The organism is Planktotalea sp. (assembly GCF_018607995.1).
In the GTDB taxonomy this organism is placed as follows: Bacteria; Pseudomonadota; Alphaproteobacteria; order Rhodobacterales; family Rhodobacteraceae; genus Planktotalea.
In genome coordinates, this window is record NZ_JABBAL010000019.1 from 93,489 (window position 1) to 119,593 (window position 26,105).

A 26,105-nucleotide genomic window follows, 5' to 3' on the forward strand; every position below is an offset into this window, starting at 1 on the left:
GGCTCAAGTGATTGGCGCAGTTGCGATACCTGTTCCGATCATCGAATCCCGTGTGACCAATGCGGCAAGGGCGTCTTGTGACAGATCTTCGGTGCCATCAGGGCGCATGGGAATGACAAAGTAGCGCATATCTGCGGTGCTGTCGTGGACCCGAATGGGCATACTATTTGGTAAGTTGACCCCAAATTCTGACAGCACTTTGCGCGGTTCTTTGACAGTGCGCGATCGATAGGCGCGCGATTTATACCAATCCGGCGGCAGACCCAGCAGATTGCGCGGATAGCAAGAACACAGGGTACAGACGACAATGTTATGAGTGTCGGCTGTGTTCTCAAGCGCGATCAAGTGCATCGGTCCGATATCAAAGCCCATTTCACGGCTTGCGGCAGAAGCATCGGCGAGAAGTTGTGTCTTGAACTCAGGATCACACCAAGCGCGCGCAACGAGAGCTGCGCCAATGGCTGGGGATCTCGCATCCATCGCGTCGATTTGAGTGTTGATTTCCTCTGCGGTGGTGATGTCTTTTTCAACCAATAGTTCGCGAACGGCAATTTCCATGGTCTGCCAATAGCTTAGCGGCGTGTCGTCGTCAGCGCGGTAGGGATGGCCAGAGGGGGACACATGGTCGTGATGATCATGCGGCATGGGACTGGTCCATTTTCTCGATCCAATGTGCGTAAATTTCAGCTTCGATCATATCGTCAGGGTTTTCTGCATCCTTGTCCCAAACATCGCCAGCACGAAATCGCACGCGGTAGAGCATGTGTTCTTTGGCAGGCAAGCCGTAGGCGAGTTGCTCTGGGTTTTTGAATGGCGCAATTGCGCGCTCGATCGTACCAGTTTTGCCGCGCAAATAGACGGGTGCTCTGACATGGCCCGGGGGCATAAAAGGGCGAATGCGCACACTTGTGCCAACTGCAAATGGATCATTTACCAAGGCTTGCGTCCCCATATGTTGTGCCGCGTGCTTCGACCTCGGCCATTTTGGTAGCTAGTTCTTCGGTCGTATATGCGCTACTTTCGATCAGGTTTTGGTTGATGGAGGCAATCCAGCGCTCATAGTAGCTCATAGTCTCAAAGGCCTCTTCGCCCATGTCTTCCAAAACGCGCCGTAGGCCATCGACGGTGAAATACCCTTTGCCGCTGCACAAAATCATCAAAGCGTCGACACGTTTCTCCCAAAGCGAAAAATCATGCTGATCGTCAGAGATGGGTCCGGCGTCTTGCCCGCCCATATCATGCCATCTACGGCCATCGGTTTGTGTATCCATACCGAAACGCTAACAAAGCATAAATCTTCTGTCTAGGGCGATCGCTCAGCAGATAACATGGACTGTGGCTCGACGCTTTCTATTATCAATATTTCCGCACTTTGAGCGAGATCGCGCAGGCCTGCAACCACCTCAGCCATGACGATTTTACCGTCTTCTTCGCCAACTGTGCCGCGCTCTTCAATAGCTTCTCTCAGTTGATCGGCCATGCGGCCAGAAATGTTTGCCCAGCCAACTGATTCATGTACTCCAACCTTAGCCAAACACGCGTTTGAAAATCGTGTCCACATGCTTGGTGTGATATCCAAGATCGAAATTAGCTTCAATTTGTTCAGCGCCGAGCGCGGTAACGACTTCCTCATCGGCCAGCAATTCCTCTTTGAAATCGCAGCCCGTTTCCCAGACTTTCAAGGCGTTGCGTTGCACCAATCGATAGGCGTCTTCGCGGCTTGTACCTGCTTGGGTGAGGGCCAATAGGACGCGCTGGCTCATCACAAGACCTGGGAACTTGTTCATGTTCGCCATCATATTGTCAGGATAAACCAAAAGCTTATCAATCACAGAGGTCAGACGTGCGAGGGCGAAATCTAGCGTGATGGTCGCGTCCGGGCCAATGTTACGCTCGACCGAGCTGTGCGAGATATCGCGCTCATGCCAGAGGGCAACGTTTTCCATCGCAGGCACCACAGTCATACGCACAAGACGTGCAAGGCCTGTGAGATTTTCTGTCAGCACCGGGTTCTTCTTATGAGGCATCGCAGAAGAGCCCTTTTGACCCATTGAGAAAAATTCAGCCGCCTCAAGCACTTCGGTGCGCTGCATGTGGCGAATTTCGGTCGATACATTCTCAATCGAGGAGGCCACAACACCAAGGGCAGCAAAGAACGCGGCATGGCGATCACGTGGGATTACTTGCGTCGAAATAGGCTCTGGCGAGAGGCCAAGCTGCGCGCAAACATGTTCCTCAACCGCAGGGTCAATGTTGGCGAATGTGCCGACAGCGCCGGAAATTGCACCTGTCGAAATCTCGTCGCGTGCGGCCTTCAAGCGGGTAAGATTGCGATCCATTTCCGCATAAAACCGCGCGAAGGTGAGACCCATTGTTGTCGGTTCTGCGTGAATACCGTGGCTGCGACCGATGCGGATGGTGTTTTTATGTTCAAGCGCGCGCCGTTTCAACGCTGCAAGCAGGCCTTTGGTGTCTTCAATCAAAATATCTGCTGCGCGCACAAGCTGCACGTTAAAGCAGGTATCGAGGACGTCGGAACTGGTCATTCCCTGATGCACAAAGCGCGCTTCCTCGGAGCCCACATGCTCGGACAGATGTGTAAGGAAAGCGATCACGTCGTGTTTGGTGACTGCTTCAATCTCGTCAATGCGGGCCACATCGAATTCGACGTCTTTGGCTTTCCACACTGCTTGCGCGTTTTCGCGCGGGATCACACCGAGGTCAGCCATAGCGTCGCAAGCATGGGCTTCGATCTCATACCAAATGCGGAATTTGCTTTTTGGCGACCAAATAGCGACCATATCGGGGCGGGAATAACGAGGGATCATGCGCGATTGTCCTTTTCATGACTTTCAGCTGAAGTTGCGCTCTCTTAGTCTGGTGTTGATTTTGGTTCAAGCAAGGAGCGCGATATGAGACTTTTTGGCCTATTTGGTGCTGCCATGCTTCTCGCGCTTGCGAATTTTTGCTCAGCAGATCAGGAAAAGGGTTGGCAAGAATTGAATGGCGTAGAAATCGAGAAAGTATTGACTGGAATAACCTTGGACTATGCTTTTGCTTGGCAAGACTTCCGAGCGAGCGGGAAGACGCTTTATAACGCTGGGGCAGACAGTTGGGGCAATTGGCGCGTCGAGGGTAATCAATATTGTAGCCAATGGCCGCCGCGCGATCTTTGGGATTGTTACTGGGTGCTTCGTGCAGGCGATCACATTCGCTTTACGGGAAAACATGGTGACATCACGGATGGATGCATCCGCAAATGACATTGGAACCGCAAGATTTTTTGGGCCAGTGGCAAGTGTCGCGTGTCATTGAGGATGCGTTGACATATCAAACGGCGACGTTTTCAGGCCGTGCTGAGATATCAAACCAGGGCGATTGCTGGCTTTATGCGGAGACTGGGCACTTGCAGATGCAAGGTGCCAAGCCGATGGTTGCAGAGCGCCGCTATCTTTGGCGCGCACAAGAATCCAGCGTTGATCTCTTTTTTGAAGACGGGCGGTTTTTCCATCGGTTGGAATTGCAAGCAACGGCGCAAGCCGCGCATTGGTGTGATCCTGACCAATATGACGTTGCCTATGATTTCTCCGACTGGCCGCGCTGGCGCTCAACCTGGTCCGTGGTCGGGCCAAAAAAGAAATACGTCTTGAAGACGCAGTATTCTTTGGCACAATAGATCGAAAAGAGGTTTTGCACTTGCACTTGGCGAAGAGCCAAGAACATATGCTGCAACTCAATTTGACTGGAGAAAAAGATGAACGTGTCTCTGAACAACAAAGTTTTAAGCGAGGTGCTCGCGCCACAAGAGGGCACGCAGCTGCTTTTGAAGAAGGCCGTTTTGGTCATGGCGGGCATCGCTTTCCTCGCGATTGCCGCGAAAATCAAAGTTCCGATGTTTCCGGTCCCGATGACCATGGGCACCTTCGCAGTACTCACGATGGGCGCGGCCTACGGGGCGCGTTTGGGTCTTGTGACTATTCTTGGCTACATGTTGATCGGTGCGCTTGGCTTTGACATTTTTGCAGGCTCGTCCGCAGAGAACTTTGGCCTGACCTACATGATGGGCGGCACAGGCGGCTATCTTGTTGGCTACGTTCTGGCGGTTCTTGCGCTTGGTACATTGGCCCGCGCTGGTTGGGATCGCTCCGCGCCTAAAATGGCGGGTGCGATGTTGCTGGGCAACGTCTTGATCTATGTGCCGGGCCTGATCTGGCTGGGCATGCTTTATGGCTGGGACAAGCCGATCTTACAGTGGGGTTTGACACCTTTCTTGCTGGGCGATGTTCTAAAGTTAGTAATGGCCGGGATTATCCTGCCATTGGCATGGAAAATGGTAGGCCGTGCACGCGGTTAAGCTATCCCCTTAAAGTAATCTGGAAAGGGCGTTGCAGGGATTGCAGCGCCCTTTATCTTTTTAAGAAAGTTCAGTCACCACTTCAGAGCTACGCTCTAATGTTTTGTGAACAGCGCATTTATCTGCGATCTCTAGCGATCGTTTGCGTTGAGCATCGTCCAGAGTGCCGGTAAGCGTGATCACTCGCTTGAACGCATCTAACTTGTCCAAAGTCCCGCTGTCTTGCGCGTGTACTTTGTCGTGGCTTACATCGACAGACACGTCTTTCAATGGTCATCCTTTGCGCGAGCATACATGCGAGACGTCATGGATGTGCATGCTCCAAGGGCCGCCGATAAGAACCCATAAGGCGACATACCGCGATTGGTTCCGCCATAGGCAAGTGGCCCATCGGCAAGCGTGTGGTGGTTTGAGCCGCCATAGACATCTTGCAAAAATCCGCGGGGATCGGCCGCTCGCACGCGCACGACCCCTTCGGGTGTGCCGATCGGCGGCGCAGGACGCGCCAGCTTAAGATAGCGTGTGCTCCAGGACGCAATCACACTTGCAGCATAACAGGCGTCGTCGGGGTTGGTTATGAGATGATCCGCATCATCTAGCGTCACAAAGCTTTTGGGATGCTGAGCAGCAACAAAGATATTTGTCGCATTTTCGACGCCAACAAGCGTATCAAGCGGTGCATGCATCACTAGCAACGCGGCTTTTGAAGCGGTGATGGCATCCCTCAAATTCGCGGCGCTCACATCCTCAACAAAACTTTGCCCGATAGTAACGGGGCGCACACCAAGATTCACGCTTGCTTTGCCATTGGCTGCGATTTCATCCAAAGCACCACCAAAATTATGGGTCACGTGCCATGGATTATAAGGCGCACCAAGGGTGACGACGGCCTTGATCCCTTCAAGCTCTGGCGCGAGTTTCAGCACTGCAGCCCCGCCCAGCGAGTGCCCGATGAGCAGGCTTGGGGACATGCCACGCTGTGCAAGCATGGCTGAGGCCGCTTTCAAGTCATTCACGTTTGAGGAGAAAGTCGTGTTGGCGAACTCCCCCTGGGAATGGCCCAAACCTGTGAAATCAAAACGCAAAACGGCGATGCCCTAATTTGCAAGACGCCGTGCGATGCGGCGCGCGGCGGGAATATCTTTCGAACATGTAAAGCAATGGGCAAACAGCGCGGTCGCCAAATGGGGCCCGTCCGGCATATCAAGCCGCGCGGCAAGGTCGTGGCCGGAATGGCCGGGGAAGGTCAGGCGTTCAGTGGGCATGGGGCAGAATCCTAGTGCTGGCTCCTAGGGTGGGGCTTTTGTGTGCCAAAGGAAAAATGTGTTACAACAGTGTCGCGCGGAGGTGATCGAACGCGTTATTCGCCCATCAAGACCGGATCGAAAGGATATCTGGTCAAATTCTCAAATCCATCTTCGGTGATCAGCACCTGATCCTCCAGCTTGACCGAAAAATCGCCACCAACTTCACCACATGCCGCCTCAACGCAAAGCACCATGCCGGCTTTGAGCGGGTACTCGAAAGATCCCGGAACATAGTGATCTTTATGGGCAATCAGCGGCCATTCATCACACAGGCCAACCCCATGCATCATGCAACCATATTGCTGGGCTTTGTATTTGGCAGGGTGTTCCATACATTGATCAATCAGATCGGGGATCATTACACCGGGCTTGAGCCGGGACATATTGTGCATGATAAAGTCATGCGAGTGGCGCATGCAGTCGATCATGTCTTGGCGCGGCTTTTGATCACCGATCCACCATGTGCGCGAGATATCGATGCAGATCCCGTATGAACCAATCAAATCCGTATCAAAAGCGATGATCTCATTGTTTTGTGTGATACGTGGGCCGCATTCTTGGAACCACGGATTCGTGCGCTGACCAGAGGCGAGCAGGCGGGTTTCGATCCATTCACCGCCGCGTTTGATGTTTTCTGCATGCAAGACTGCCCAGATGTCATCTTCTGACGTTGTACCATTGGGAACATTTTCGCGCGCGAAGGTCTCCATTTCGACGCAGGCGGTTTCACAGGCATGATTGGCACAACGCATCGCGAGAATTTCATCTGGACCTTTGATCGCGCGGGACTTTTCGGTAACCTCCTCGCCATTCATGATCTCAAAGCCTTGCGCTTCAAGGCTGCGCAAGCCGTGCAGCATGATCTTATCTACGGCAAGGCGTTTGTTGTTGCCGCCATGCTCTTCTATTAGCACACGAATTTCGTTGGATAGAACGTCGGCTGCGACATCCACTTTGTCACCGCGATCAAAGTAAAACAAATCAGCACCAGAGCGTTGCTCACGCACCAACGGATTGAATTCGCTGAGGAAAGGCGAGTTTTTGTAGTCCCAAATCACCATATAGCCATCTGCACAAAGCAGCACTGCGCGAAATGGGTTGTGGGTGTTCCAAAGCTGCATATTTGTGCTGTCGGTGGCGTAGCGAATGTTGAGCGGGTCAAACATCAACAGCCCGCCATAGCCGCGATCCACGATATGTTGAGTTAGACGTTTCCAGCGATACTCCCGCATGCGTGCGAGATTGGGCAGCTCCAACCCTGCCGCGCGCCATTCATCAAAGGCTAATTGCGTTGGGCCAATTTCGATTCGGTTGTTGTCATTGGGGGTGCCATCGCCAAGGGTCGCGCCTTGGTTTGGATCAATCTTGCGCGCGTCGCGGTAGTGCTGGTTCAAGTGTTGGCCCTCCGGTTCGCTTCATCATGCGAAGGGTTTCGGCGGCTGGCATGCATGCCTGCGACGTTGGAAAGCGTCGTTTTTGAACACCACTCGGCAGGTGACGGGGCGGGGCGGCTTTGCTAACAGGATTGGTATGAGCGAGATTTGCCAAAAAGATCTGCCTGAAGAGATGCAGGTGATGCGCGCTTTGCCGGGGATACAGCCGCTGGAGATGAGCGATTGGTTGCGTGTTGATGCCGCCTATGCTGCGCAAATGCGTGAGCGGATAAGGCTGATAGGCGAGCAGCGCGGCGACGTGCACGCAACGATTGACAGCAGCGAGCCGGCTGTTGATGAGGCGTTTGAGGCGATTATTGCGCAGGTTCAAACCCTTGAGGGGTTCACGCGCGTCGGCGATCACATGCTTTGCCCTGATGGGCGAAGTGTTGATCTGAACGGCGAGCCGTTGATCGTGATTGGCCATTTGATCCAAGAGGACATCTGCATTTTGGAGCGACCGGATGGGTCAGACGAGCATATCCTAAGTGCCGCGATCCTATGCTTTCCCGCGCATTGGACGCTGAGCGAGAAGATCGGAAAACCGATGGGACGTATTCACCAACCCGTTGATGAATATGACGAAAACGTACGCCGCCGCGTGCAGCGCTTGTTTGATGGCGTACAGGTGGGGCGGCCTTTGTGGCGCTTCAATCGTGCCTATTCCGGTGCGACATTGTATCAGCCGCGTTTGGAGAAGGACTACAGCGAGTACGATCCCAGCACAGTAAATGATTTCCTGCGTTCAGAGCGTCAAGTGTTGGTGAGATTGCCAAATTCGAAGGCGGTCATTTTTTCGATCCACACCTATGTGATTGATCAGCGTGAGATCGGCGAAAGTTCTTGAACTAAAAAAGCCCAGTCATTTGACCGAGCTTGAATCGTTTATTGAATGAAGAGGCGGGTTTAGCGGCCCCAAACGCGGACTGGTCCGCAATCCATGTGAACAAAATTGGATCCTGAGTAGCGACCAACACCGCCACCTTTACACGCGGCCGCAGCGCGGGACACTTGGCTCACCGACCGTGAGGACAAACGCAAATCAGCGGCTTGGCCCTTCATATGCAAGGAGTTTTTCGCAACACCCTTGGAACGAGACCGCAGCATATTGTTTGTTTTTGGGCTGCGATAGCCAGAGAGCAGCAAGTAAGGCTCATTCGAATCCAGCAGGTTGTGGGCCGCTGCCATCACATCAATTGTGCGCAGATCGATGAATTTCACGTCATTGGTGCGCCAATCGCGCATGAAGTGGTGCACTTCCTGGACTGCTTCTTTGATATACTTGCCTTCGACCCAATAAATCATGTCGATGCGCTCGCCTGTTCGGCCAGAATACATCTTGATCCGACGAATATCGCCGCCTCCCCGTAAAAAGCCAGCGGCATTGCCGTAGGTCGGAGTTGCAACAACTGCTGTGGCTGCAAATGCACGAAGCAGACCGCGGCGCGTGACGCCGGTACTCAATTCGTTTGCCATAACTATTTCGTCCCGTTCTTACCTGTTCGCACCCGATGTTACGGATACTCTGCCTATTTATCCCCGCAGTTGCCGCCTTATGGCACGTTTCGAATCGCCAACCAAGACTCGATTTTTCGGAGTGCAAATTGACAACCAATTTCGGCATTTTTTTGCTCAATTTTGTAAATATATCACTTATCTCGGCGGCTCTGTCTTAATTGGCGGTGCAGAGGTGCACCACACAGCGGATTTTGTGCGTCCCATCGCAAATGTGAATGGACAGATATGGTGTTGATGCGGGACTACGGCACATGATTATACGCGCTCTGACCGGGCGTCATGTTCAGTATATTTTTCGGGGGACAACGATGCAGATGCCTCGCAGCCAAAGAGTTTTTTCAGGTCGCGCATTGCTTGCGGCGATCGCACTTACGCTTACTAACTTTGTCGCAACACCTGCGGACGCTCAGGTTGCGGCCTTTAAACAAGCGGTCGCTGAAGCCGCGGCCAAAGACAAAGGTATTGCCGCGTTTTATCAGGCGAATAAGTACAAATCGATTTGGACGGGGCGCAGTGGCAAGGATCGCAAGCGTCGCGAGGCACTGTTGAATGCTGTCAGCAATGCGGCTGATCATGGTTTGCCGGTCAGCCGATATAATCCCCAGCAGCTGCAAACTTTGCTCAAACAAGCGCGCAGCCCACGCGACCGTGGCGCTGTAGAGGTCGAGATGAGCCGGATTTTCCTTCAATATTCCCGCGATCTTCAGACTGGTGTTTTGACCCCGTCCAAAGTGGATCGTGAAATCGTACGCCAAGTGCCGCTGCGCGATCGTGTGTCTTACCTTACGAATTTCACCAAATCATCGCCTAAACGGTTCTTCCAAGCTCTGGCACCAAAAGCGCCTGAATATGCGCGTTTGATGAAGACAAAGCTGATGATGGAGCGGCAGTTAGCCAAAGGCGGTTGGGGGCAAAAGGTCTCCGCGAAGTCTTTGAAACCCGATCAATCAGGCAACGCGGTGGTCATTTTGCGTAACCGTTTGCAGGCGATGGGCTATTTGAAGCGCTCTTCCTCACAAACCTATGATGCAGCGATGCAATCTGCGATTCAGCAATTTCAACTCTCACGTGGTTTGAACCCTGATGGGGTGGCTGGTCCCCGCACAATGGGCGAAATCAACCGCCCGATTGAATCGCATCTTCAGGCGATCATGGTCGCAATGGAACGTGAGCGTTGGATGAACCGTCCCCGTGGCAAGCGTCATGTTTGGGTCAATCTGACCGATTTTTCCGCAGCGATCATTGATCATGGTAAAGAGACGTTCAAAACACGTTCCGTTATTGGCAAGAACCAAAGCGATCGCCGTAGCCCTGAATTCTCCGACGTGATGGAGTTCTTGGTGATTAACCCAACATGGAACGTCCCGCGCTCCATTGCAACCAAAGAGTATTTGCCGCTTTTGAAGAAGGACCCAAACGCGGTTGGCCATTTGCGCATTGTTGATAGTCGTGGTCTAACCGTTTCACGTTCTGCGGCAAACTTTGGCGAATATTCTGCGGAAACCTTCCCGTTTAGCATCAAGCAACCACCAAGTAATAGCAATGCACTTGGACTTGTGAAGTTCATGTTCCCGAACCGTCACAACATCTATTTGCATGATACGCCTGCGAAAAACCTGTTCAGCCGCGAAGTGCGTGCCTACTCTCACGGGTGTATCCGACTGCATCAACCGTTTGAGTTTGCCTATGCGCTATTGGCCAAGCAAACGAGTGATCCCAAAGGCCTCTTCCAGTCCAAGCTTTCGACGGGCGCTGAGACCCGCGTGGATCTGAATGACCCTGTTCCAGTTCACATTGTCTATCGTACAGCGTTTGTGACAGCGAATGGCTCTGCGAATTTCCGTCGCGATATCTATGGGCGCGATGCGAAGATCTTTTCGGCGTTGGCAAAAGCAGGCGTGCAATTGCGCGCGGTTGGCGGCTAATCTACAAAGCATATAATATGAAGGGAAAGCCGGAGATACCTCGGCTGTTTCAATTCTTGGGAGCAGTGTTTTGCTTGGCCTGTTTGCCTCGCCCTATGATTTCGCCTACATCATTTGAAAGAATTGGGTGAGGGCACAGATGACATTTACGATTGCGCAAATCGCACAGGCCTTGGATGCAACTGCTGTAGGAGATGTGTCGCTGAGCATAACTTCCGTCGCGGAGCCTGCGCAAGCAAATGCGGATCAGCTTGCCCTTGCGATGAAGCCCGAATTCGCCAAGACGCTGCCGGATGGCCACGCACTGGCTGCGATGATGTGCGCGGATGCGGATTGGCAAGGTTTTGGTTTGAAGGCAGCCATTCTCGCACCACGTCCACGATTTGCCATGGCAGGTCTCAGCGCGATGATGGACCCGGCACCAAGTGAGCCTGCGGGCGTGCATCCTTCTGCGGTTGTTGATCAGAGTGCGGTGCTAGGGGAAAACGTAAGCATTGGCGCGTTGAGCGTGATTGAGGCGGGCGCGTCCATCGGTGCAGGAAGTCGGATTGGTGCACAGGTTTTTGTAGGGCGTGACGCGCAGATCGGCGAAAACGCACTCCTGCGTGAGGGCGTCAAGATTGCCGCGCGCGTGCGGATCGGCGCGCGCTTTATTGCGCAGCCCTGTGCGGTTGTGGGTGGCGACGGGTTTTCGTTTGTCACCCCCGAAGAAGGCGCGGTTGAGCGGGTTAGGGGCAGTCTTGGCGATCAAGGTGATCTAAACGTGCAAAGCTGGGTGCGCATTCATTCTCTGGGCTCTGTGCGGATTGGTGATGATGTGGAATTGGGTGCAAACGCCTGCGTGGATCGCGGTAATGTACGCGATACGGTGATCGGCAACGGTTGCAAGTTTGATAACCTCGCACAGATTGGCCATAACGTCACCATCGGAAATGACTGCATGATTTGCGCGCAAGTGGGCGTCGCCGGCTCTACGCGAATTGGCAACAACGTTGTTCTTGGTGGTCAGACGGGGGTCAGTGATAACGTGTTTGTGGGTGACAATGTGATCACGGGCGGGGCAACCAAAGTGCTCTCTAACGTGCCAGCGGGACGCGTGATGCTGGGCTATCCTGCGGTCAAAATGGACAAGCAAATCGAAATTCATAAACTCTTGCGCCGCTTGCCGCGTCTCTTCGCCGATGTCGCAGGTCTGCAAAAGGGTGTTTCCAAGACTTCCGGCAGCGATTAAATCTACACCAACGCATTTGGCACAAAGGATACGGCCATGAGCATTCGTGACAGAGTTTTCAGCATTATAGCAGAGCAAGCCATGCTTGAGGTCAGCGATGTGAAGGGGGAAAGCACTTTGGAGAGCCTTGGGATTGATAGCCTTGGTCTGGTGGAGAGCATCTTCGCGATTGAGGAAGAGTTCGATCTGACCATCCCGTTTAATGCCAACGCCCCTGATGATAGCGATTTTGATATCTCTAACGTCGATACTATCGTGGCAGGGATTGAGCGCCTAATCGCCTTAAAATCGTGAGACGGGTCGTTATAACAGGCGCTGGCGCAATCAATGCGCTTGGCCAAAGTGCGGCCGCGACAATGGAGGCCATGCGCGAAGGCCAATGCGGCATTGGCCCGCTTGAGTTTCGCGATGTTGAGCGGCTCTCGATCCAGATTGGCGGGCAGGTCAAAGGATTTGAGGCCGAAGGCATCTTTAATCGCCAGCAAATGACGCTTTATGACCGCTTCACGCAGTTCACACTGTGCGCCGCGCAGGAAGCAGTGGCGCAGTCCGGACTGGAATTTACTGGCAGTTTATCGGTGCGCTCTGGTGTAGTACTTGGTACCGCTGGTGGTGGGGTAAGCACATGGGACGACAATTACCGCTCCGTCTATGAGGACGGTAAAAACCGTGTGCATCCGTTCGTTGTGCCAAAGTTGATGAACAACGCGGCCTGTAGTCATGTCTCGATGCAGCATAATCTAAAGGGGCCGAGCTTTACTGTTTCGACCGCCTGCGCGTCGTCAAACCATGCTATGTCGCAAGCGTTCTTGATGATCCGCACGGGTATGGCCGATGTGATGATTACCGGTGGATCCGAGAGCATGTTGTGCTTTGGCGGTGTGAAAGCCTGGGAAGGACTGCGCGTCATGTCGAAAGACGCGTGTCGTCCGTTCAGCGCAAATCGCAATGGCATGGTTCAGGGTGAGGGTGCAGGGATCTTTGTGTTTGAGGACATGGAGCACGCGAAAGCGCGCGGTGCGGAGATCCTTTGCGAAGTTGCGGGTTTTGCAATGTCCTCCGATGCGGCGGATATCGTCATGCCTTCCAAGCAGGGGGCTGCACGCGCGATTTCTGGTGCCTTGAGTGATGCGGGAATTGATCGATCAGAGGTCGGGTATATCAATGCTCACGGCACCGGCACGGCGGCGAACGACAAAACCGAATGCGCAGCCGTGGCGGATGTGTTTGGCCCACACGCGGATGATTTGATGATCAGTTCAACCAAGTCCATGCACGGACATTTGATTGGCGGTACAGGCGCGGTTGAGCTGCTGGCCTGTATCATGGCGGTGCGCGACGGGATTATTGCGCCGACCATTGGGTATGAGGAAGCTGATCCTGAATGCGCGCTTGATGTAGTTCCAAACGTTGCGCGCGAAACATCTGTTGATGTGGCGCTCAGTAATGCGTTTGCGTTTGGCGGATTGAACGCCGTCCTCGCATTGCGCAGATTCAACTAACCACAAAAAACGCGCCCGCGAAGGACGCGTTTTCGAGATGATTTCTGAGGCGCTATTACTGCGCTGCAACTGTGGTTTTGTCGTAGCTGGCAGTGAAGCCTTTTAATGACATCTCAAGTTGGATCTGCTGATCCTGTGCTACAAAAGGAACGATCGTGACGACAGCTTTTGCGCCCTTTTTGAAGCCATTGAGATCGCTCTCGGTCAATCCGATCCGCGCGAAACAGCCGACTTGATTGCACAAAGAATAGGGGTAGCGCTTGCTTTGCGCACCATCAACGGCGATGCGCAGCTGAGCTTGCAAGGCTGTTTCCAAAGGAACAACCACAGTTGCACCAGCTACTGCTTGACCACCCTGTGGGAGCTTGAACAGGCTCACCTCAGCGACAGGGTCGCCCGCTTCATTCTGCAAAAGCTGATACATCTGGCACGGCTCGTTTTCGCCGTTCTCGATACGCATGCATTGGATCTCCCAATCTTGCTCAATCTCGCGGATGTAGGTCTGGCCTATCTGCGGCGTGGACGTGTCTTCACCCAAATTCAAATCACCCTCGGAAGAAGGCACAGTTAATGGTGTTTCTTCCTCGGTCGTTGTTTTCTGGGCATATGCACCATTTGAGAGGACTAAACACGCGACAAAAGCGAAGGTAGAAAGACGAGTGATCATAAAAACAATCCTGAGTTGGTTAGTATTTTTTGATTGCCTAACACGTGCACATTGAACTGTCAGTGCCTGGCGGCCATCTAAGTAGCGAATTTGCGCTTATTTTGCCGAAAGCAGCGCGGTTGGCAAGTGGGAGCAAGCGCTCAGGCTGTGCAATTATTGGTCGATCCAGCCTCGCAATTGAACACAAAAAAGGAAGACCTCTCCGGGTCTTCCTTTCTTATTCTTCTCCCTGTCGGACTGACCGACTTATTGAGGACAGCTTATGGCTGGGGGGTAGTAGCGTCAACAGGAAATCGACAAAATGTCGCATGTCGTCGGTGTGTAAACACGACCTTTGTTTGCAAAGCTGACGTTCCCGCTTCTTAGGCGGGAGTTTATATTAAAAAGACCGCGCCACAATGGACGCGGTCAGTCTGACAAGGAGGAAGTCTGTCCGCTCAACATGAACAACAGGCTGCGGACGATTGCACTCTGACATGATTAAATTAACATTCCGTTTCTACACGGTAGAAAGAGTAAAATTTTAGTAGCTCGCAGGAAAACGCAATGGACCATCATATTTTTGTTGGTGGCGGCGGCCTGGGCTAAACGGAAAAGCAATTGCTTAGCTTGGAATATGCCAATCGACACGATTTGATCTCTGGTGCCACGGACACGGGCAAGACAGTAACGCTTTAGGTTTTCGCAGAAAATTTTTCGAACGCCGAGGTGCCCGTGTTCCTAACTGAGGTTAAAGGCGTTGTATCTGGCCTCGCACATGCAGGGACCGATACTTTCAATCTGCATGAGGCGTTCACGTTACGCGCGGAAAAGATCGGGTTTAGCGACTACCTTTATCAAATTTTCCGGTCACCTTCTGGAATCTATTCGGCCAACAAGGCCATCCCGTACGTACAACGATTGCGGAAATGGGCCTGCTGTTGGTCTGGAGTCTTCTCGAACTCAGCGAACCGCAAGAGGGTGTGGTCTATAATGCCTTTCGCGTCGCGGACGAGCAAGGCATGCCACTGCTTGATCTCAAAGACTTGCAAGCTTTATTGGTGTGGTTGGGCGAGCAGCGCGAAGAACTGACGCTGCGCTATGATAATGTGTTGGCGAGCTTTATCGGCGCTATTCGACGTCGTTTTCTGGTGTTTGAAAACCAAGGCGGTGCAGAGCTGTTTGGCGAACCCGCGCTTGCGCTGAGCGACATCATTAGCACGACCGCAGATGGGCGGGGATGGATTAACATTCTGGCCTCTGAGAAGTTGATGGGCCCGCCGCGTCTTTATGCGACGTTCTTGTTGTGGCTCTTGTCAGAATTATTTGAAGAATCACCAGAAATTGGTGTTCCTGACAAAGCCAAGCTTTTCTTCTTCTTTGAAGAAGCGCATTTGCTGCTTGATTGCCCGCCAAAGCCTTTGGTTGATAAGGTCGAGCAAGTTGCACGTTTGATCCGCTCTAAAGGGGTGGGCATCTATTTCGTCACGCAGAACCCGTCTGATGTGCCTGAAGATATTCTTGGTCAGTTGGGCAACCGCATTCAACATGCATTGCGCGCGTTACGGCGCGTGATCGCCCTCAATTCATGCAGGCGGCTGAAACCTATCGTGACAACCCTTTGTTTAATACCGCTGACGCCATTCGCGAAGTTGGCGTGGGAGGGGCAGTGACCTCGATGGTGTAAAAGAAGGTTATTCCGGGGATTGGAGCGCACGCTGATCCGGCCACCCAGCTCTAAACTCGCGCCGATTTCGCAGTCAGAGCGCGCTGTAGTTGTCGCTAAATCGCATATTGCAGACAAATATGAAGCTAAAGAAGATCGTCAATCCGCCTATGAAATTCTGCGCGGGCGTGCGGACGTGACCGCGAAAGCTGCGGCATAGACTGAAGCGAAAGAGGAAGGAATGTAAATCGCGAAACCTGAATACAAATCCGCGCGTCGATACAATGGCACCCGCCTGACTCGCTCGACAAGTCGCGGGCGCGCCAAGAGCGATAGTTTCGGCAGTGCCATGGCGAAATTCGTGATCAAAGAACTTGAGGGCACCACAGGACGACGCATTGTGCGTGACAGCCTGGGCGGCCTGTTTAAAACGAGATAAGCCAACACAACAAAGCTGCGTATTAACCTCGCCTTGCAAGGGGGAGGCGCATGGGGCGTTAACTTGGGGTGTGCTCGATCGTCTGTTGCAGGACGAATATCTTGAGATTGCCGTCACTTCCGGCACCTCTGCGGGGGCGCTGAATGCGGCCGACTTGAAGTCAGGAATGCTGGCTGGCGCTTCTGAGGGTGCGTGCGCCTCCCTTGATGCGCTGTGGGCTGAGGTTGCTTGCAGCTCTAGTGCAGGTATGGGGCAATGGTTCGAGCAAGAACTGTATTCACCTGCGATGTTGAGCCGTGCATTGGAACTTTCGCCTGTCTACGCTTTTGCGGATGTGTTTAATCGGATGACATCCGCTATTCGTCGGGACTGTTTTATAATCATCCGCTGTAATCCATTGTGGATGGTTTGGATTATGGTGACGTCTGCGCACCTGAAGGACCGGATTTGTTCATCGGCTCCACCAACGTGCGCAGCAGCAAGTTGAAAGTGTTCCAAGGTGCTGAGATTGGCCCTGATGCTTTGCTCGCCTCCGCCTGTCTTCTGACACTGTTTCGAACCGTTGAAATAGATGGCGAGCCCTATTGGGATGGCGGTTACACGGGCAATCCACGGCTGTTTGAAAAATACTATTCATAGAATATTTTGACTTTCAACATCAATCTGTTGAAACGCAATGAGGTGCGACGCACACCGCAAGAAATCCAGAACAGGATTAATGAGATTGGCTTTAACACATCGCTCTTGCGCGAATTGCGAACGATTTCTTTTGTGCAACGCCTGATCAGCGAAGGCCCGATAGAACAAGGTGCAATGAAGCGGGTGAATGTATATATGATTGCGGATGATACGCTGATGAATTAACCATCAGTCGCCACGAAAACAGTCGCAATCCCGTCGGTTTTGGCGGCGCTTAAAAGCGCAGGGCAAGCGGCCGCTGATAGTTTTCTCGACACGCATTGCTCCGATGTTGGCAAACGCAGCAGTGTCGATTTGCAGGCGATGTTTAGCTAGTCGTTACGACTTGGGCTGACTCGTATCTTTGGGGTTCGGATAGACCAGACCAGCGGAAATCACGAGTTTCGCCGCATCTTCTACGCTCATTTCCAGCTCCATAATGTCTTCGCGGGGGAAAAATAGTAAGAATCCGGAGGTCGGGTTTGGCGTTGTTGGAACGAACACGCTGACCAAGTCCCCACTGGTGCTCGCTCGATCTGCAACTTCGCCTTTGGCCGTAGTTGAGATAAATCCAATCGCCCAAATGCCCTTGCGTGGATATTCAAACAAGCACGCCTTTTCAAAAGATCGCTCCGACTGGGCAAAGACGGTTTCTGCGATCTGTTTCACGCCCGAATAGATCGAGCGCACGACTGGCACGTTCTGTACAACGTTCTCGGCTACACGGATCAGGGAGCGCCCCAACAAACCTTTGGCCAACCATCCCACAATAATCGTGAAGAGCAAAAAGATGATAACGCCGATGCCGCGCAGATTGATGCCGATGTATTCTTCAGGTTGGAAATCATAAGGGACCAGCGGCAGAACAACGCTGTCAATCCAGCCAATCACCGACCAGATCAGCCAGATCGTAAGACCAACCGGCGCAATAACAATTAAACCCGTCAGAAAGCTGGCGCGCAAAGATGCGAAAAGGCCGGGACGGCGGGGTTTTTCGTCAAAGGGGGTGTTCATAAATATTCCAAACGAATCTGACGATTAAATAAGCGTGTATCGACGTTTGGGCAATGGGCGAGGGTGGTCTTAGGGCTGATTGTTCTTCATTTCGCATGCAATTTGGGTGGCAACTGCTGCATTGTTGAGCACTAGTGCAATATTCGCGCTCAGGGATCGGCCCTCAGTCAGCTCGAACACTCGTTGCAACAGGTAGGGCGTGACGGATTTTCCGATGATTCCATGGGTTTCGGCGTCTTGTAGTGCGCGCTCAATCACAGGCTCCATTTCAGCGCGCGGAATTTCTGCGTCCTGAGGAATTGGATTGCCAATCAATTGCCCGCCCGGCAAGCTAAGCGCTGCACGTGTAAGATGCGCTTTTGCGATTTCGGATGCGCTGTTGAGGCGCAAAGGCGCTTTATGTATGCTTTGCGCTGACCAAAAACCGGGTACCCAGTCTTGACCGTAGGCGATGACTGGTACGCCCAAAGTTTCGAGCACTTCCAGGGTTTTCGAGACATCCAAAATCGCTTTTGCGCCCGCGGCCACAACAGTCACGGCGGTTTGCGCCAACTCTTGCAAATCAGCGGAGATATCAAAGCTTTCTTCTGCACCGCGATGCACCCCGCCAATGCCACCTGTGGCAAAGACCGAAATGCCCGCCAAGCTCGCCGCAATCATCGTCGCGGCCACAGTTGTTGTACCGGTGCCACTCGTTGCCAAGCACACGGCCATATCAGCGCGGCTCAGCTTTGCGGCCTCCTTGGTTTGCGCCAGCGTTTCCAATTGTGCATCCTCTAAACCAACGAATAGGGTGCCGTCGATCACCGCGATTGTTGCAGGTTCCGCGCCACCTGCGCGCACGGTTGCTTCGACTTTACGCGCCATTTCAAGGTTTTGCGGATAGGGCATGCCATGGGTAATGATCGTGGATTCAAGCGCCACGATTGGTGTGCCGGCGTCAAATGCGGCTTGGACAGAGGGTGAGCGGACAAAGGGCGATTGGGTCAATGTGCTGTTTCTCCTGAGACGTAGCGCGCAGCGGCTTGTAAAGCCTGCTCTAGCGCATCTTTTGGTGAGGTGCCACGCAGCTCTGCGTTCATGTGAGCGGCCATAAATGTGTCGCCTGCACCCGTAACGCGCGCGATCAAAACTTGAGGCGGGCAGGCGTGGCGTACACCACTTGAATCTGCCTCTGCGGCAAGCTTGCCGCCATCAGTAACCAAGGCACGCACGGCCCCGCGTGTGACCAAAGCGGTTGCTGCCTCTGTCGCGGTCTCGAAACCGCTTTGACACAGCAATTCCGCTTCCTCGAGGTTCACGTAAATCGTTGCACGACTTTGATCGAGAAAGGGGCGTAAACGTTCGGCCTTGCCAGGAGACGCAGGCGCAACACGCAAGTCTGCTGCTGCGAACAATGGATCACTCGCGATCTTGCTCAAGAGGGCCAGCGTCAGATTTCCATCAAGAGCTATCATCCCGGAGTAAGGCGCATCTGCATTGCCAAGCGTGCCATCGTGCAACGGGGTCAGGATCTTTTCTCCCGCCGCTTCCAACGAATGCGCATCTGCGATGGCGGCAATCATCCCATTCGCACCCTCGACAGCCATATATCGGTCTGTTGGCAAATCGTCAGAGCGGTAGATATGGGTGCAAATCAAGCCAAGACCAGATGCCTCAGAGATAAGCTGTGTGCCTGCTGCGTCCTTTCCGACAACACTTAACAATGCGGGGTGAAGATCAAAGTGGCGCAGGGTCATCGCGATATTCATCGCAACACCACCGGGCAATTGAGAAATGCGACCGGGTACATCGCTGCCAAGGCGCATCGCGCTTTTAGACCGCCCGATCACGTCCCAAAGGACAGAGCCGATGCAAAGGATTTTTGGTATGTAAGTCATCTATCTTTTGTGCCGCTCTACGTGCGGGCTCGCAAGGGGCTATCGCACTTCAAACGTCAAGGCAGCCCAAAGCGTTTCCCAAACCGCGCCTGTTTCTTGTGCCAACGCCTCAGACGGTTCGCGCAAAAGCACATTGTCTAGCAAATATGCATACCCGGATTTCACGGGCACAATTGCGATGCCTTCTGCGTTTGTTTGCACTGTTGAAACCTCGACCACACCGTCGCTCGAACGTTCAAAAATCTCGACCTGGGCGTTGATCCGTGGCTTTTCGCGATAAAAGACCTGAACGGGTAAACCCGCACTTACGTCATCTGTGTACGGGTTATTTAGCGCGACGATTTCAATCTCCAACCCTTGTTGTGCGTCTTGTCCAGCCCCTGTGCCAACCGCATACAATCCTTTAGCAAAACGCGTGTAAGTCTCTCTAAATTCTTCCTCGCTCAACCCGCGCGTGCGATGTCTTTCGAGCACATTTTGAAAGGCTTTGTGCTTGGAAAATTTGTCGAACTTTGCCCATTCCCTATAAGTCAATTTTTCCGGTTTGCTTTGAAAGATTAGTGTAAACAGTCCGTCATTCTTAATTGGCGTGTCAAAGACAGGGGAATCGCCCAAGCGCGGCGTCACAGCTTGACGAGCCTCACTGTCGATCCGTTCAAACAAGGCTGCGCGTCCGGTGAAGTACGCGAGGTCTATACCTTTGAAATTTTGCCCGTTTCTAGTGTAGGCGACGACATTCTCGCCTTTTTCGACTTGAAACTTTTTGCTATCAATCCAAAATTCATGAGCAAAGAGCTGCGCAGCAGCGACGCTCAATAAAACTGCTAATGTGAGAGACTTAGGGTTCATTATGTCAACTTTCTTTTTCTTCAGGGCGATGCTGGTGCAGTTGCTCGCAGTGTCAAGCTTTTTGGCGATCACATTGACGCCAATTCACGCGCATGAGGTCAGCCCCACGGTTGCAGACCTCGCGTTAGAGGAAGGGCAGGTGCGCCTTGATTTGCGCATTGCTTTGGAGAGTTTTCTGGCGGGCATCGATCTTGATGCAGCAGAGGATACAAATGACGTGCCCCAAGCCGCAGATTACGATGCTCTACGCGCGTCAGCACCTGACGCCCTTGAGAGCCGACTGACAGAATTCGCTCCGCAAATGCTACGCGATATCGTGCTTAGCGTGGATGGCGCGGTTATTCCGTTGCAAATCAGTGCATTGGGTATTCCGGAGGTGGGCGATGTAGAACTGCCGCGACTGTCCGAGCTGACCCTCAGTGCAAGTGTGGCATCTGACGCAAAGGGGATGCAGCTCGCGTGGCCAGACGGATACGGCTCTTTGATCCTGCGCCAGATTGGGCCGGAAAACCCCTACACGGGCTATATCAGTGGTGGACAAACCAGCCCTGAGATGTCTGTCGCTGGCGGCGAGGCACGTGGATTTTTCTCGGTTTTTGCGGAATATATTCCCGTCGGATTTGATCACATTCTGCCCAAAGGGCTTGATCATATTCTTTTCGTTTTGGGTCTGTTTTTCTTCTCAACGGCATTGCGACCATTGCTGGTGCAAGTGACGTCGTTCACTTTGGCGCACACGGTTACGCTGGCGCTTGGTGCGCTTGGTATCGTCACGATTCCGGGCAATATTGTGGAGCCAATTATCGCCGCTTCGATCGTCTATGTGGCGATTGAAAATGTGTTCTCAAACAAGCTTCACGCACGGCGGCCTGTCATTATCTTCGTCTTCGGCTTGCTGCACGGGCTTGGCTTCGCATCGGTGCTTGGCGAGTTTGGCTTGCCCGCAGGTCAATTCGTGGCGGCACTTATCGGCTTTAACGTAGGTGTTGAATTGGGCCAACTCACAGCGATCGCACTCGCGTTCCTCACGGTCGGATATTGGTTTGGTGGCAAGGACTGGTATAGCACCCGCATCGCGTTTCCAGCGTCTTTGGTGATCGCGGCCGTGGGTGCTTATTGGTTCGTTGAACGGGTGTTCCTGTAACGTTTAGACCTGCGCTAAGGTAGTTTTCAGATCACCGTAACCGGTAAAGCGCCGCTCAAACTTTAGACCAAGTTGGGCTGCGCAGGCCTTTGCCTTCTTAGTGAGAGCGGGATCTTCGGTTTGCGCCTGATACACGAGTTTTTCATAATTGCCGAAATACATATCGCGCAGCTCTGGATGGCGATCTAAGCCCATTGGCTTTATCACAAACGCTTCGAATTGGCGTACCAAAAAGTCGGTGAGATAAAAGGCGGTGAACTCATCTTCGGAGATTTTGCTGAAGGCTGCGTTGCCCTCAAAGAACGAATAGCAATGTGGCCCTTCGATCAACTCAACGCCTAACTCAGCGCATTTTGCGGCCAAAAGTCCCCCAGTTCCGCAATCGGCATAAGCTATGAAAATTTGTGAATAATCCGCTTGATGCTTCAACACGGCTTGCTCCACCGCGTCGGTGATTTTGTCAGGATAGACGTGATAGATCGCGGGCAGGCAGGTGAGATCCATATGGTCCCATCCATTCATGTCCTTGAGCGCCAGGATTTCGCGCGCTAAAGCTCCACAGGCAATAATCAATGATCGCGCGCCATTATGCTGCGTCAAACCTGATTGTGTTAATACATCATCTTCGATCTGCATCATGTTGTCCCTAAACGATAAAGGCTCCGAGCGCACATGCGCCGGAGCCTCAATCCAGTCTGTGCAAAGTGCTTAGCCAGCCATTTGATTGTGCTTGCGCCCAACCCATTCTTTGGCCGTTTCAACCGCAACAGCCGCATCGCGGCAATAGGCATCCGCGCCAATCGCTTTGCCAAATTCTTCGTTGAGGGGCGCTCCACCAACAAGAACGATGTAATCTTCGCGCTTGCCTTGCTCGACCAGCGTGTCGATTACGACTTTCATATAAGGCATCGTCGTCGTCAGCAGGGCGGACATTCCAAGAATGTCAGGCTCTTCCGCTTCCAAAGCTTCAAGATAAGCATCGACCGCGTTGTTAATCCCAAGATCGACAACCTCAAAGCCGGCTCCTTCCATCATCATGGAGACGAGATTTTTGCCGATATCATGAATGTCGCCTTTGACTGTGCCGATCACCATCTTGCCCACACGCGGGGCGCCAGTCTCTGCAAGCAGCGGTTTGAGGATGAACATGCCGCCTTTCATTGCATTCGCTGCTAAAAGGACTTCAGGAACAAACAAAATGCCATCGCGGAAATCCGCGCCAACGATTGTCATGCCACCTACCAACGCTTTGGTCAGAACGTCATAGGGGGCCCAGCCACGGCTAAGAAGGATGTTAACGCCTTCTTCAATCTCTTCTTTAAGACCGTCGTACAAATCGTCGAACATCTGTTGAACAAGTTCTTCGTCGTCCAGATCAGCGAGGATGATGTCGTCTTCGTCGGACATGAGCCATTCCTTTGGTGGGGCGTAATCGCCTGTTGTCTCCGAGATGTTTGGTCAGAATGTCGCATAAGCACTTCAACAATTGCGACATTGGCGCGTTCACATCCGACCAAAAACGAATTTTTGATCTGTTTACGGCTTAACTACTGCGGCGGCGTCTGCGTGTTTGACGTGCCACTGGCGCGTTTTCTTCGGTGCCATCGCTGCTGGATGAAAAAGGACCAAGGGCAGCGGAGATCACATCGAGCTTCGGAGCTGGCGCTTTTTCATTGTTTTCTAACGCGCGGCGCATGGCGCTTAGGTGCTCCGGCATCGTCCCACAACAACCGCCAATAATGCTTGCGCCGCAGTTTCGTGCGAGCAATGCGTATTCGCCCATCAATTCCGGTGATCCGTCATAATGAATGTGTCCATCGACGTATTTTGGAATGCCTGCGTTGCCTTTTGCGACAATCGGAACGGATGGTCCTTGCGCTGCAAATCCTAGCACTGTGCGCAGAAGGTCCGATGCGCCAGTTCCGCAATTTGCCCCGAACCCAAGTGGGGGATTTTCAATATTATCAACCATTTCCACCATCGCAGCACTGGTCAGGCCCATCATTGTGCGACCCGCTGTGTCAAAACTCATCGTTCCAACCCAGGGCATTTGAGCGCGCTTAAAGGCTTCTGCAGCAGCCAGATATTCTTCGGGTGCCGAAATAGTCTCGAGCCAGAGCACATCTGCACCACCGGCTTTAAGCCCTTCGGCCTGTTCATGAAAAATTTCAACCGCATCGCTGTGCGATAGTGTGCCGACGGGTTCCATAATGTCGCCTGTAGGACCAACACTGCCGGCGACGACGATAGGGCGACCCGCAGCATCTGCCACATCGCGACCGATCTCGGCGGCTATACGCGACAAATCATGGGCGCGATCTTGTGCGTCATGCAGTTTCAAGCGGGACGCGTTGCCGCCGAACGAATTAGTCAAAAATAAATCGCTTCCTGCATCAACAGCAGATTTGTAAAGCGTTTTAATCTTTTCTGGGTGTTGTTCATTCCACAGTTCGGGCGCGTCACCTGACATCAAACCCATGTTGAACAGGTTTGTGCCTGTTGCACCGTCCGCAAGTACCCACTCGCGTTCGGAGAGCATTTTGGAAAGAGTGTTTGTCATTAAGTCCACCACCTTTTTCTTGTCTGTGTCATAGATCGCGAAAATGAAGCAAATTCATATTTATCATAATGATCATGAGTGAGGCGAAGGTGTTGATTAAACAGTCACTCTTCGCGCAATGGTGGGGGGTCCTTCACTTCATGCCAAACATCCCAAAGCGCCAAAAAAAGACCCGTACGCAAAGGAGCTGCGGCGTAAAGAGGCTGCCATCTTGGTGCGAAGGCGCGTTTGAATTGCGCTAGGCCTTTTGAATGCGGTGGTGACAAAAAGCTTATTCTCTCAACCGATTGCAGCACGAAGGCCTCTTCATAAGGGGTTGAGGCAAGAGAAAACGTCTCGCACTGCTGATGTTTCGCGGCCTTAATCGCTGCCCAAACAAGGGCGTGCATGGTTCCGTCTGATGCGTCAGCGCTGCTACGCATCAGATCAAGCGTCCAAGCCTCCGAGGTTTTGTGACAACTAATGAAAGCAATCAAACGATCGTTCTGCCAAGCGGCAAAGACATCCTGTGTCGTGAGATAGGCCTCACAAAACCGCCCCATTGATAGACCACGAGGGGTTCCATTGATCCCATGCCATTCGCGGTCAATTTGATCTAATGTGTTGATTGTTTCCTTGGTGAGTGTGCGCTTGTTTACTTCAACGCCTGATTTCTCAATCTTGCGCAGCTTTCGCCGGAGTGTGCGTCGTTGGGGCGTCTCAAGCGTTGCTTCTTTAAGATCGATTAAGCCATCTTTCGCGATGCGCACTACAGAGAGGCTGCGCGAGCGCAATTGCAACGCTGTTCGCGCATTGCACTTATAAAAAAGTGGAATGGCCGCGCTTGTTCTTGCTTGGAGTGAAAGCGCAGTAAGGCTGCTTTGCAGTTTGACTGCGGGCTCAAACAACAGCGTAGTGGACTGCGTCGTGCGCGCAGTTGCGCCAATAATTTGACCATTTGGCGCAATCAACGTCGCCCCGGTTTGCAGCGCCGAAGAGGTTTCAGGATGCAAGCCGTGTGCGAAAAGGGCGACGCGACTGACTTCGGTTTGATCCTTCAAAGGACGAAACGCATAGAACATCCCCAGGCTTCTGGGCAGCACAAAATAGACAAAACGGAATGTGATCAGAGAAGTTAGTAGCTAGTTTATGTTGATGTTAGGTATCGCCCAAAGCAAGATCAGTTCAAAGGGGCCAACGCCAACTGGCGTATTGCTGACCAGCGCCAACCCAAAACAGACCAGGTAGATCGGGAACAACTGCGCGAACACAATATCCGTACTGCTTGGGGTCAAAACCCAAAATGCCAATGCCGCAGTGCCGGTATCAATGGCCGCAAAGCACATCGGCGCGAAGATCGCGAGAAGGCTTGGCAATCGAGTGTGGTAGCCGGCGACAGTTATGTGACGTTTCAGCGCGTATAAAGCGTGAAACAGGCGGCCAAGAACAGGCTTGCTTAAAAGACATAAGATGGCAGAGGCAAGGCATGCGGTAAAAGCAAACCGGACAGCGCGAATAAGGTGAGCCATGGTCCCAAAAAGCTGATCGATACGGGGGCTGTCACCTTGCTTGCCACAGCAAGATTTAAGTGATGCAAACAACGCCAACGCGCTAGCGTGCCAATGACTAACCCAAACTCTAAAGTTTGTGATAGCGCGACCGCCGCGGCATCGCTTGCTTGAGCCGCCTTAGCACTGACACGCGTGTGCAGGATGCGGTGCACGATGACATCGTATTGCCCCAGTGCGGCAAAACTGGCGGCTGTTTCCAGAATGGTGAGCGACCATTGAAGCGGTGTAATGCCGCTCCATGACCGCCCAACCTGACCCCAATCCAATGTTTCAAGAAACGGGTGCGCTGCGAGTGCAAAAAGTGGCAGCACTAGACACATCGCGAAAAGCTGAACAAAAGCTCTACTTTGAAGCACAAAGGAAGCAGATTTAGCAATCATACGCTTGCCATAGCGTATGATACTTTAGC

The 26,105-nt window shown here is 52.8% G+C and carries 27 protein-coding genes and 3 pseudogenes; 11 read left to right on the forward strand and 19 right to left on the reverse strand.

The features are described 5' to 3' along the window. Positions 1 to 3 precede the first annotated feature (3 nt). The 5 genes from nthA to purB form a co-directional block, all read right to left on the reverse strand. On the reverse strand, positions 4 to 645 hold the full coding sequence (gene nthA / locus QZ280_RS07935; protein ID WP_293442322.1) for a nitrile hydratase subunit alpha: 642 nt from the start codon (positions 643 to 645) through the stop codon (positions 4 to 6). Further along, positions 635 to 952: an SH3-like domain-containing protein gene (locus QZ280_RS07940; RefSeq protein WP_293442325.1), complete on the reverse strand. Its 318-nt coding sequence runs from the start codon at positions 950 to 952 to the stop codon at positions 635 to 637. The genes nthA and QZ280_RS07940 overlap by 11 nt, the downstream gene beginning before the upstream one ends. Continuing rightward, positions 927 to 1,235 carry an SH3-like domain-containing protein gene (locus QZ280_RS07945; protein ID WP_293442470.1) on the reverse strand — a complete coding sequence of 103 codons (309 nt, stop codon included), beginning with the start codon at positions 1,233 to 1,235 and terminating at the stop codon, positions 927 to 929. Before QZ280_RS07945 ends, QZ280_RS07940 begins: the two co-directional genes overlap by 26 nt. 68 nt (positions 1,236 to 1,303) lie before the next feature. Further along, the gene (locus tag QZ280_RS07950) at positions 1,304 to 1,480 is read right to left on the reverse strand and encodes a hypothetical protein (protein ID WP_365734394.1); all 177 of its coding nucleotides are present in this window, start codon (positions 1,478 to 1,480) and stop codon (positions 1,304 to 1,306) included. A 46-nt stretch (positions 1,481 to 1,526) separates the two neighbouring features. Then, positions 1,527 to 2,828: an adenylosuccinate lyase gene (gene purB / locus QZ280_RS07955; protein ID WP_293442331.1), complete on the reverse strand. Its 1,302-nt coding sequence runs from the start codon at positions 2,826 to 2,828 to the stop codon at positions 1,527 to 1,529. An 84-nt stretch (positions 2,829 to 2,912) separates the two neighbouring features. Between purB and QZ280_RS07960 the strand changes: the two genes are divergently transcribed. The 3 genes from QZ280_RS07960 (at position 2,913) to QZ280_RS07970 (ending at position 4,354) form a co-directional block, all read left to right on the forward strand. Further along, positions 2,913 to 3,263 carry a hypothetical protein gene (locus tag QZ280_RS07960; RefSeq protein WP_293442334.1) on the forward strand — a complete coding sequence of 117 codons (351 nt, stop codon included), beginning with the start codon at positions 2,913 to 2,915 and terminating at the stop codon, positions 3,261 to 3,263. Beyond that, a complete protein-coding gene (locus tag QZ280_RS07965; RefSeq protein WP_293442336.1) occupies positions 3,260 to 3,676 on the forward strand; it encodes a DUF6314 family protein in 417 nt (138 codons plus the stop codon). The genes QZ280_RS07960 and QZ280_RS07965 overlap by 4 nt, the downstream gene beginning before the upstream one ends. 78 nt (positions 3,677 to 3,754) lie before the next feature. Further along, positions 3,755 to 4,354, forward strand: a complete 600-nt coding sequence (locus tag QZ280_RS07970; RefSeq protein ID WP_293442339.1) for a biotin transporter BioY — start codon at positions 3,755 to 3,757, stop codon at positions 4,352 to 4,354. A 60-nt stretch (positions 4,355 to 4,414) separates the two neighbouring features. Here QZ280_RS07970 and QZ280_RS07975 read toward each other — a convergent pair. Then, a pseudogene (locus tag QZ280_RS07975) lies at positions 4,415 to 5,619 on the reverse strand (alpha/beta fold hydrolase). Positions 5,620 to 5,714: 95 nt separating this feature from the next. Then, entirely contained in the window at positions 5,715 to 7,055 is a 1,341-nt protein-coding gene (dddP, locus tag QZ280_RS07980; protein ID WP_293442341.1) for a dimethylsulfonioproprionate lyase DddP, read from the reverse strand. 136 nt (positions 7,056 to 7,191) lie between these two features. Between dddP and QZ280_RS07985 the strand changes: the two genes are divergently transcribed. After that, positions 7,192 to 7,941, forward strand: a complete 750-nt coding sequence (locus QZ280_RS07985) for a DUF3445 domain-containing protein (protein ID WP_293442344.1) — start codon at positions 7,192 to 7,194, stop codon at positions 7,939 to 7,941. 59 nt (positions 7,942 to 8,000) lie between these two features. On the opposite strand, the gene QZ280_RS07990 is transcribed toward QZ280_RS07985, so the two are convergent. Then, positions 8,001 to 8,570, reverse strand: a complete 570-nt coding sequence (locus QZ280_RS07990) for a DUF882 domain-containing protein (RefSeq protein WP_293442347.1) — start codon at positions 8,568 to 8,570, stop codon at positions 8,001 to 8,003. Between the two features lie 356 nt (positions 8,571 to 8,926). Between QZ280_RS07990 and QZ280_RS07995 the strand changes: the two genes are divergently transcribed. The 4 genes from QZ280_RS07995 to QZ280_RS08010 all read left to right on the forward strand — a co-directional run bounded on the left by QZ280_RS07995 (position 8,927) and on the right by QZ280_RS08010 (position 13,270). Next, complete coding sequence (locus QZ280_RS07995) at positions 8,927 to 10,537, forward strand: L,D-transpeptidase family protein (RefSeq protein WP_293442473.1); 1,611 nt, start codon at positions 8,927 to 8,929, stop codon at positions 10,535 to 10,537. Between the two features lie 139 nt (positions 10,538 to 10,676). Beyond that, a complete protein-coding gene (gene lpxD, locus QZ280_RS08000; protein WP_293442350.1) occupies positions 10,677 to 11,768 on the forward strand; it encodes a UDP-3-O-(3-hydroxymyristoyl)glucosamine N-acyltransferase in 1,092 nt (363 codons plus the stop codon). Positions 11,769 to 11,804: 36 nt separating this feature from the next. Further along, positions 11,805 to 12,062: a phosphopantetheine-binding protein gene (locus QZ280_RS08005; protein ID WP_293442353.1), complete on the forward strand. Its 258-nt coding sequence runs from the start codon at positions 11,805 to 11,807 to the stop codon at positions 12,060 to 12,062. Continuing rightward, positions 12,059 to 13,270, forward strand: coding sequence for a beta-ketoacyl-[acyl-carrier-protein] synthase family protein (locus tag QZ280_RS08010; RefSeq protein ID WP_293442356.1), 1,212 nt, complete (start codon positions 12,059 to 12,061; stop codon positions 13,268 to 13,270). Before QZ280_RS08005 ends, QZ280_RS08010 begins: the two co-directional genes overlap by 4 nt. Positions 13,271 to 13,325: 55 nt before the next feature. Here the strand turns inward: QZ280_RS08010 and QZ280_RS08015 are convergent, their stop codons facing one another. Then, complete coding sequence (locus QZ280_RS08015) at positions 13,326 to 13,937, reverse strand: invasion associated locus B family protein (protein ID WP_293442359.1); 612 nt, start codon at positions 13,935 to 13,937, stop codon at positions 13,326 to 13,328. Between the two features lie 600 nt (positions 13,938 to 14,537). Between QZ280_RS08015 and QZ280_RS08020 the strand changes: the two are divergent. Next, a pseudogene (locus QZ280_RS08020) lies at positions 14,538 to 16,021 on the forward strand (helicase HerA-like domain-containing protein). A gap of 15 nt (positions 16,022 to 16,036) precedes the next feature. Then, positions 16,037 to 17,035 (forward strand): annotated as a pseudogene (locus QZ280_RS08025) (patatin-like phospholipase family protein). Between the two features lie 3 nt (positions 17,036 to 17,038). Here the strand turns inward: QZ280_RS08025 and QZ280_RS08030 are convergent. From QZ280_RS08030 to QZ280_RS08045, 4 genes are all read right to left on the reverse strand, one after another. Next, complete coding sequence (locus QZ280_RS08030; protein WP_293442362.1) at positions 17,039 to 17,713, reverse strand: DUF502 domain-containing protein; 675 nt, start codon at positions 17,711 to 17,713, stop codon at positions 17,039 to 17,041. Between the two features lie 69 nt (positions 17,714 to 17,782). Continuing rightward, on the reverse strand, positions 17,783 to 18,703 hold the full coding sequence (locus QZ280_RS08035) for a pseudouridine-5'-phosphate glycosidase (RefSeq protein WP_293442365.1): 921 nt from the start codon (positions 18,701 to 18,703) through the stop codon (positions 17,783 to 17,785). Next, a complete protein-coding gene (locus QZ280_RS08040) occupies positions 18,700 to 19,593 on the reverse strand; it encodes a PfkB family carbohydrate kinase (protein ID WP_293442368.1) in 894 nt (297 codons plus the stop codon). The genes QZ280_RS08035 and QZ280_RS08040 overlap by 4 nt, the downstream gene beginning before the upstream one ends. Before the next feature lie 39 nt (positions 19,594 to 19,632). Beyond that, complete coding sequence (locus tag QZ280_RS08045; RefSeq protein ID WP_293442371.1) at positions 19,633 to 20,442, reverse strand: DUF4198 domain-containing protein; 810 nt, start codon at positions 20,440 to 20,442, stop codon at positions 19,633 to 19,635. A gap of 1 nt (position 20,443) precedes the next feature. On the opposite strand from QZ280_RS08045, the gene QZ280_RS08050 reads away from it, so the two are divergent. Beyond that, positions 20,444 to 21,586, forward strand: coding sequence for a HupE/UreJ family protein (locus QZ280_RS08050; protein ID WP_293442374.1), 1,143 nt, complete (start codon positions 20,444 to 20,446; stop codon positions 21,584 to 21,586). 3 nt (positions 21,587 to 21,589) lie between these two features. Here QZ280_RS08050 and QZ280_RS08055 read toward each other — a convergent pair whose 3' ends face one another. From QZ280_RS08055 to QZ280_RS08080, 6 genes are all read right to left on the reverse strand, one after another. After that, the gene (locus tag QZ280_RS08055) at positions 21,590 to 22,225 is read right to left on the reverse strand and encodes a DUF1638 domain-containing protein (protein ID WP_293442376.1); all 636 of its coding nucleotides are present in this window, start codon (positions 22,223 to 22,225) and stop codon (positions 21,590 to 21,592) included. 69 nt (positions 22,226 to 22,294) lie between these two features. Then, on the reverse strand, positions 22,295 to 22,993 hold the full coding sequence (locus QZ280_RS08060; protein ID WP_293442379.1) for a corrinoid protein: 699 nt from the start codon (positions 22,991 to 22,993) through the stop codon (positions 22,295 to 22,297). A 136-nt stretch (positions 22,994 to 23,129) separates the two neighbouring features. Beyond that, on the reverse strand, positions 23,130 to 24,146 hold the full coding sequence (bmt, locus tag QZ280_RS08065; RefSeq protein ID WP_293442382.1) for a betaine--homocysteine S-methyltransferase: 1,017 nt from the start codon (positions 24,144 to 24,146) through the stop codon (positions 23,130 to 23,132). A gap of 104 nt (positions 24,147 to 24,250) precedes the next feature. Continuing rightward, positions 24,251 to 25,207, reverse strand: coding sequence for a DUF2156 domain-containing protein (locus QZ280_RS08070; protein ID WP_293442385.1), 957 nt, complete (start codon positions 25,205 to 25,207; stop codon positions 24,251 to 24,253). Positions 25,208 to 25,267: 60 nt separating this feature from the next. Further along, the gene (locus QZ280_RS08075) at positions 25,268 to 25,501 is read right to left on the reverse strand and encodes a hypothetical protein (protein WP_293442388.1); all 234 of its coding nucleotides are present in this window, start codon (positions 25,499 to 25,501) and stop codon (positions 25,268 to 25,270) included. An 80-nt stretch (positions 25,502 to 25,581) separates the two neighbouring features. Further along, a complete protein-coding gene (locus QZ280_RS08080; protein ID WP_293442391.1) occupies positions 25,582 to 26,007 on the reverse strand; it encodes a hypothetical protein in 426 nt (141 codons plus the stop codon). Positions 26,008 to 26,105 lie beyond the last annotated feature (98 nt).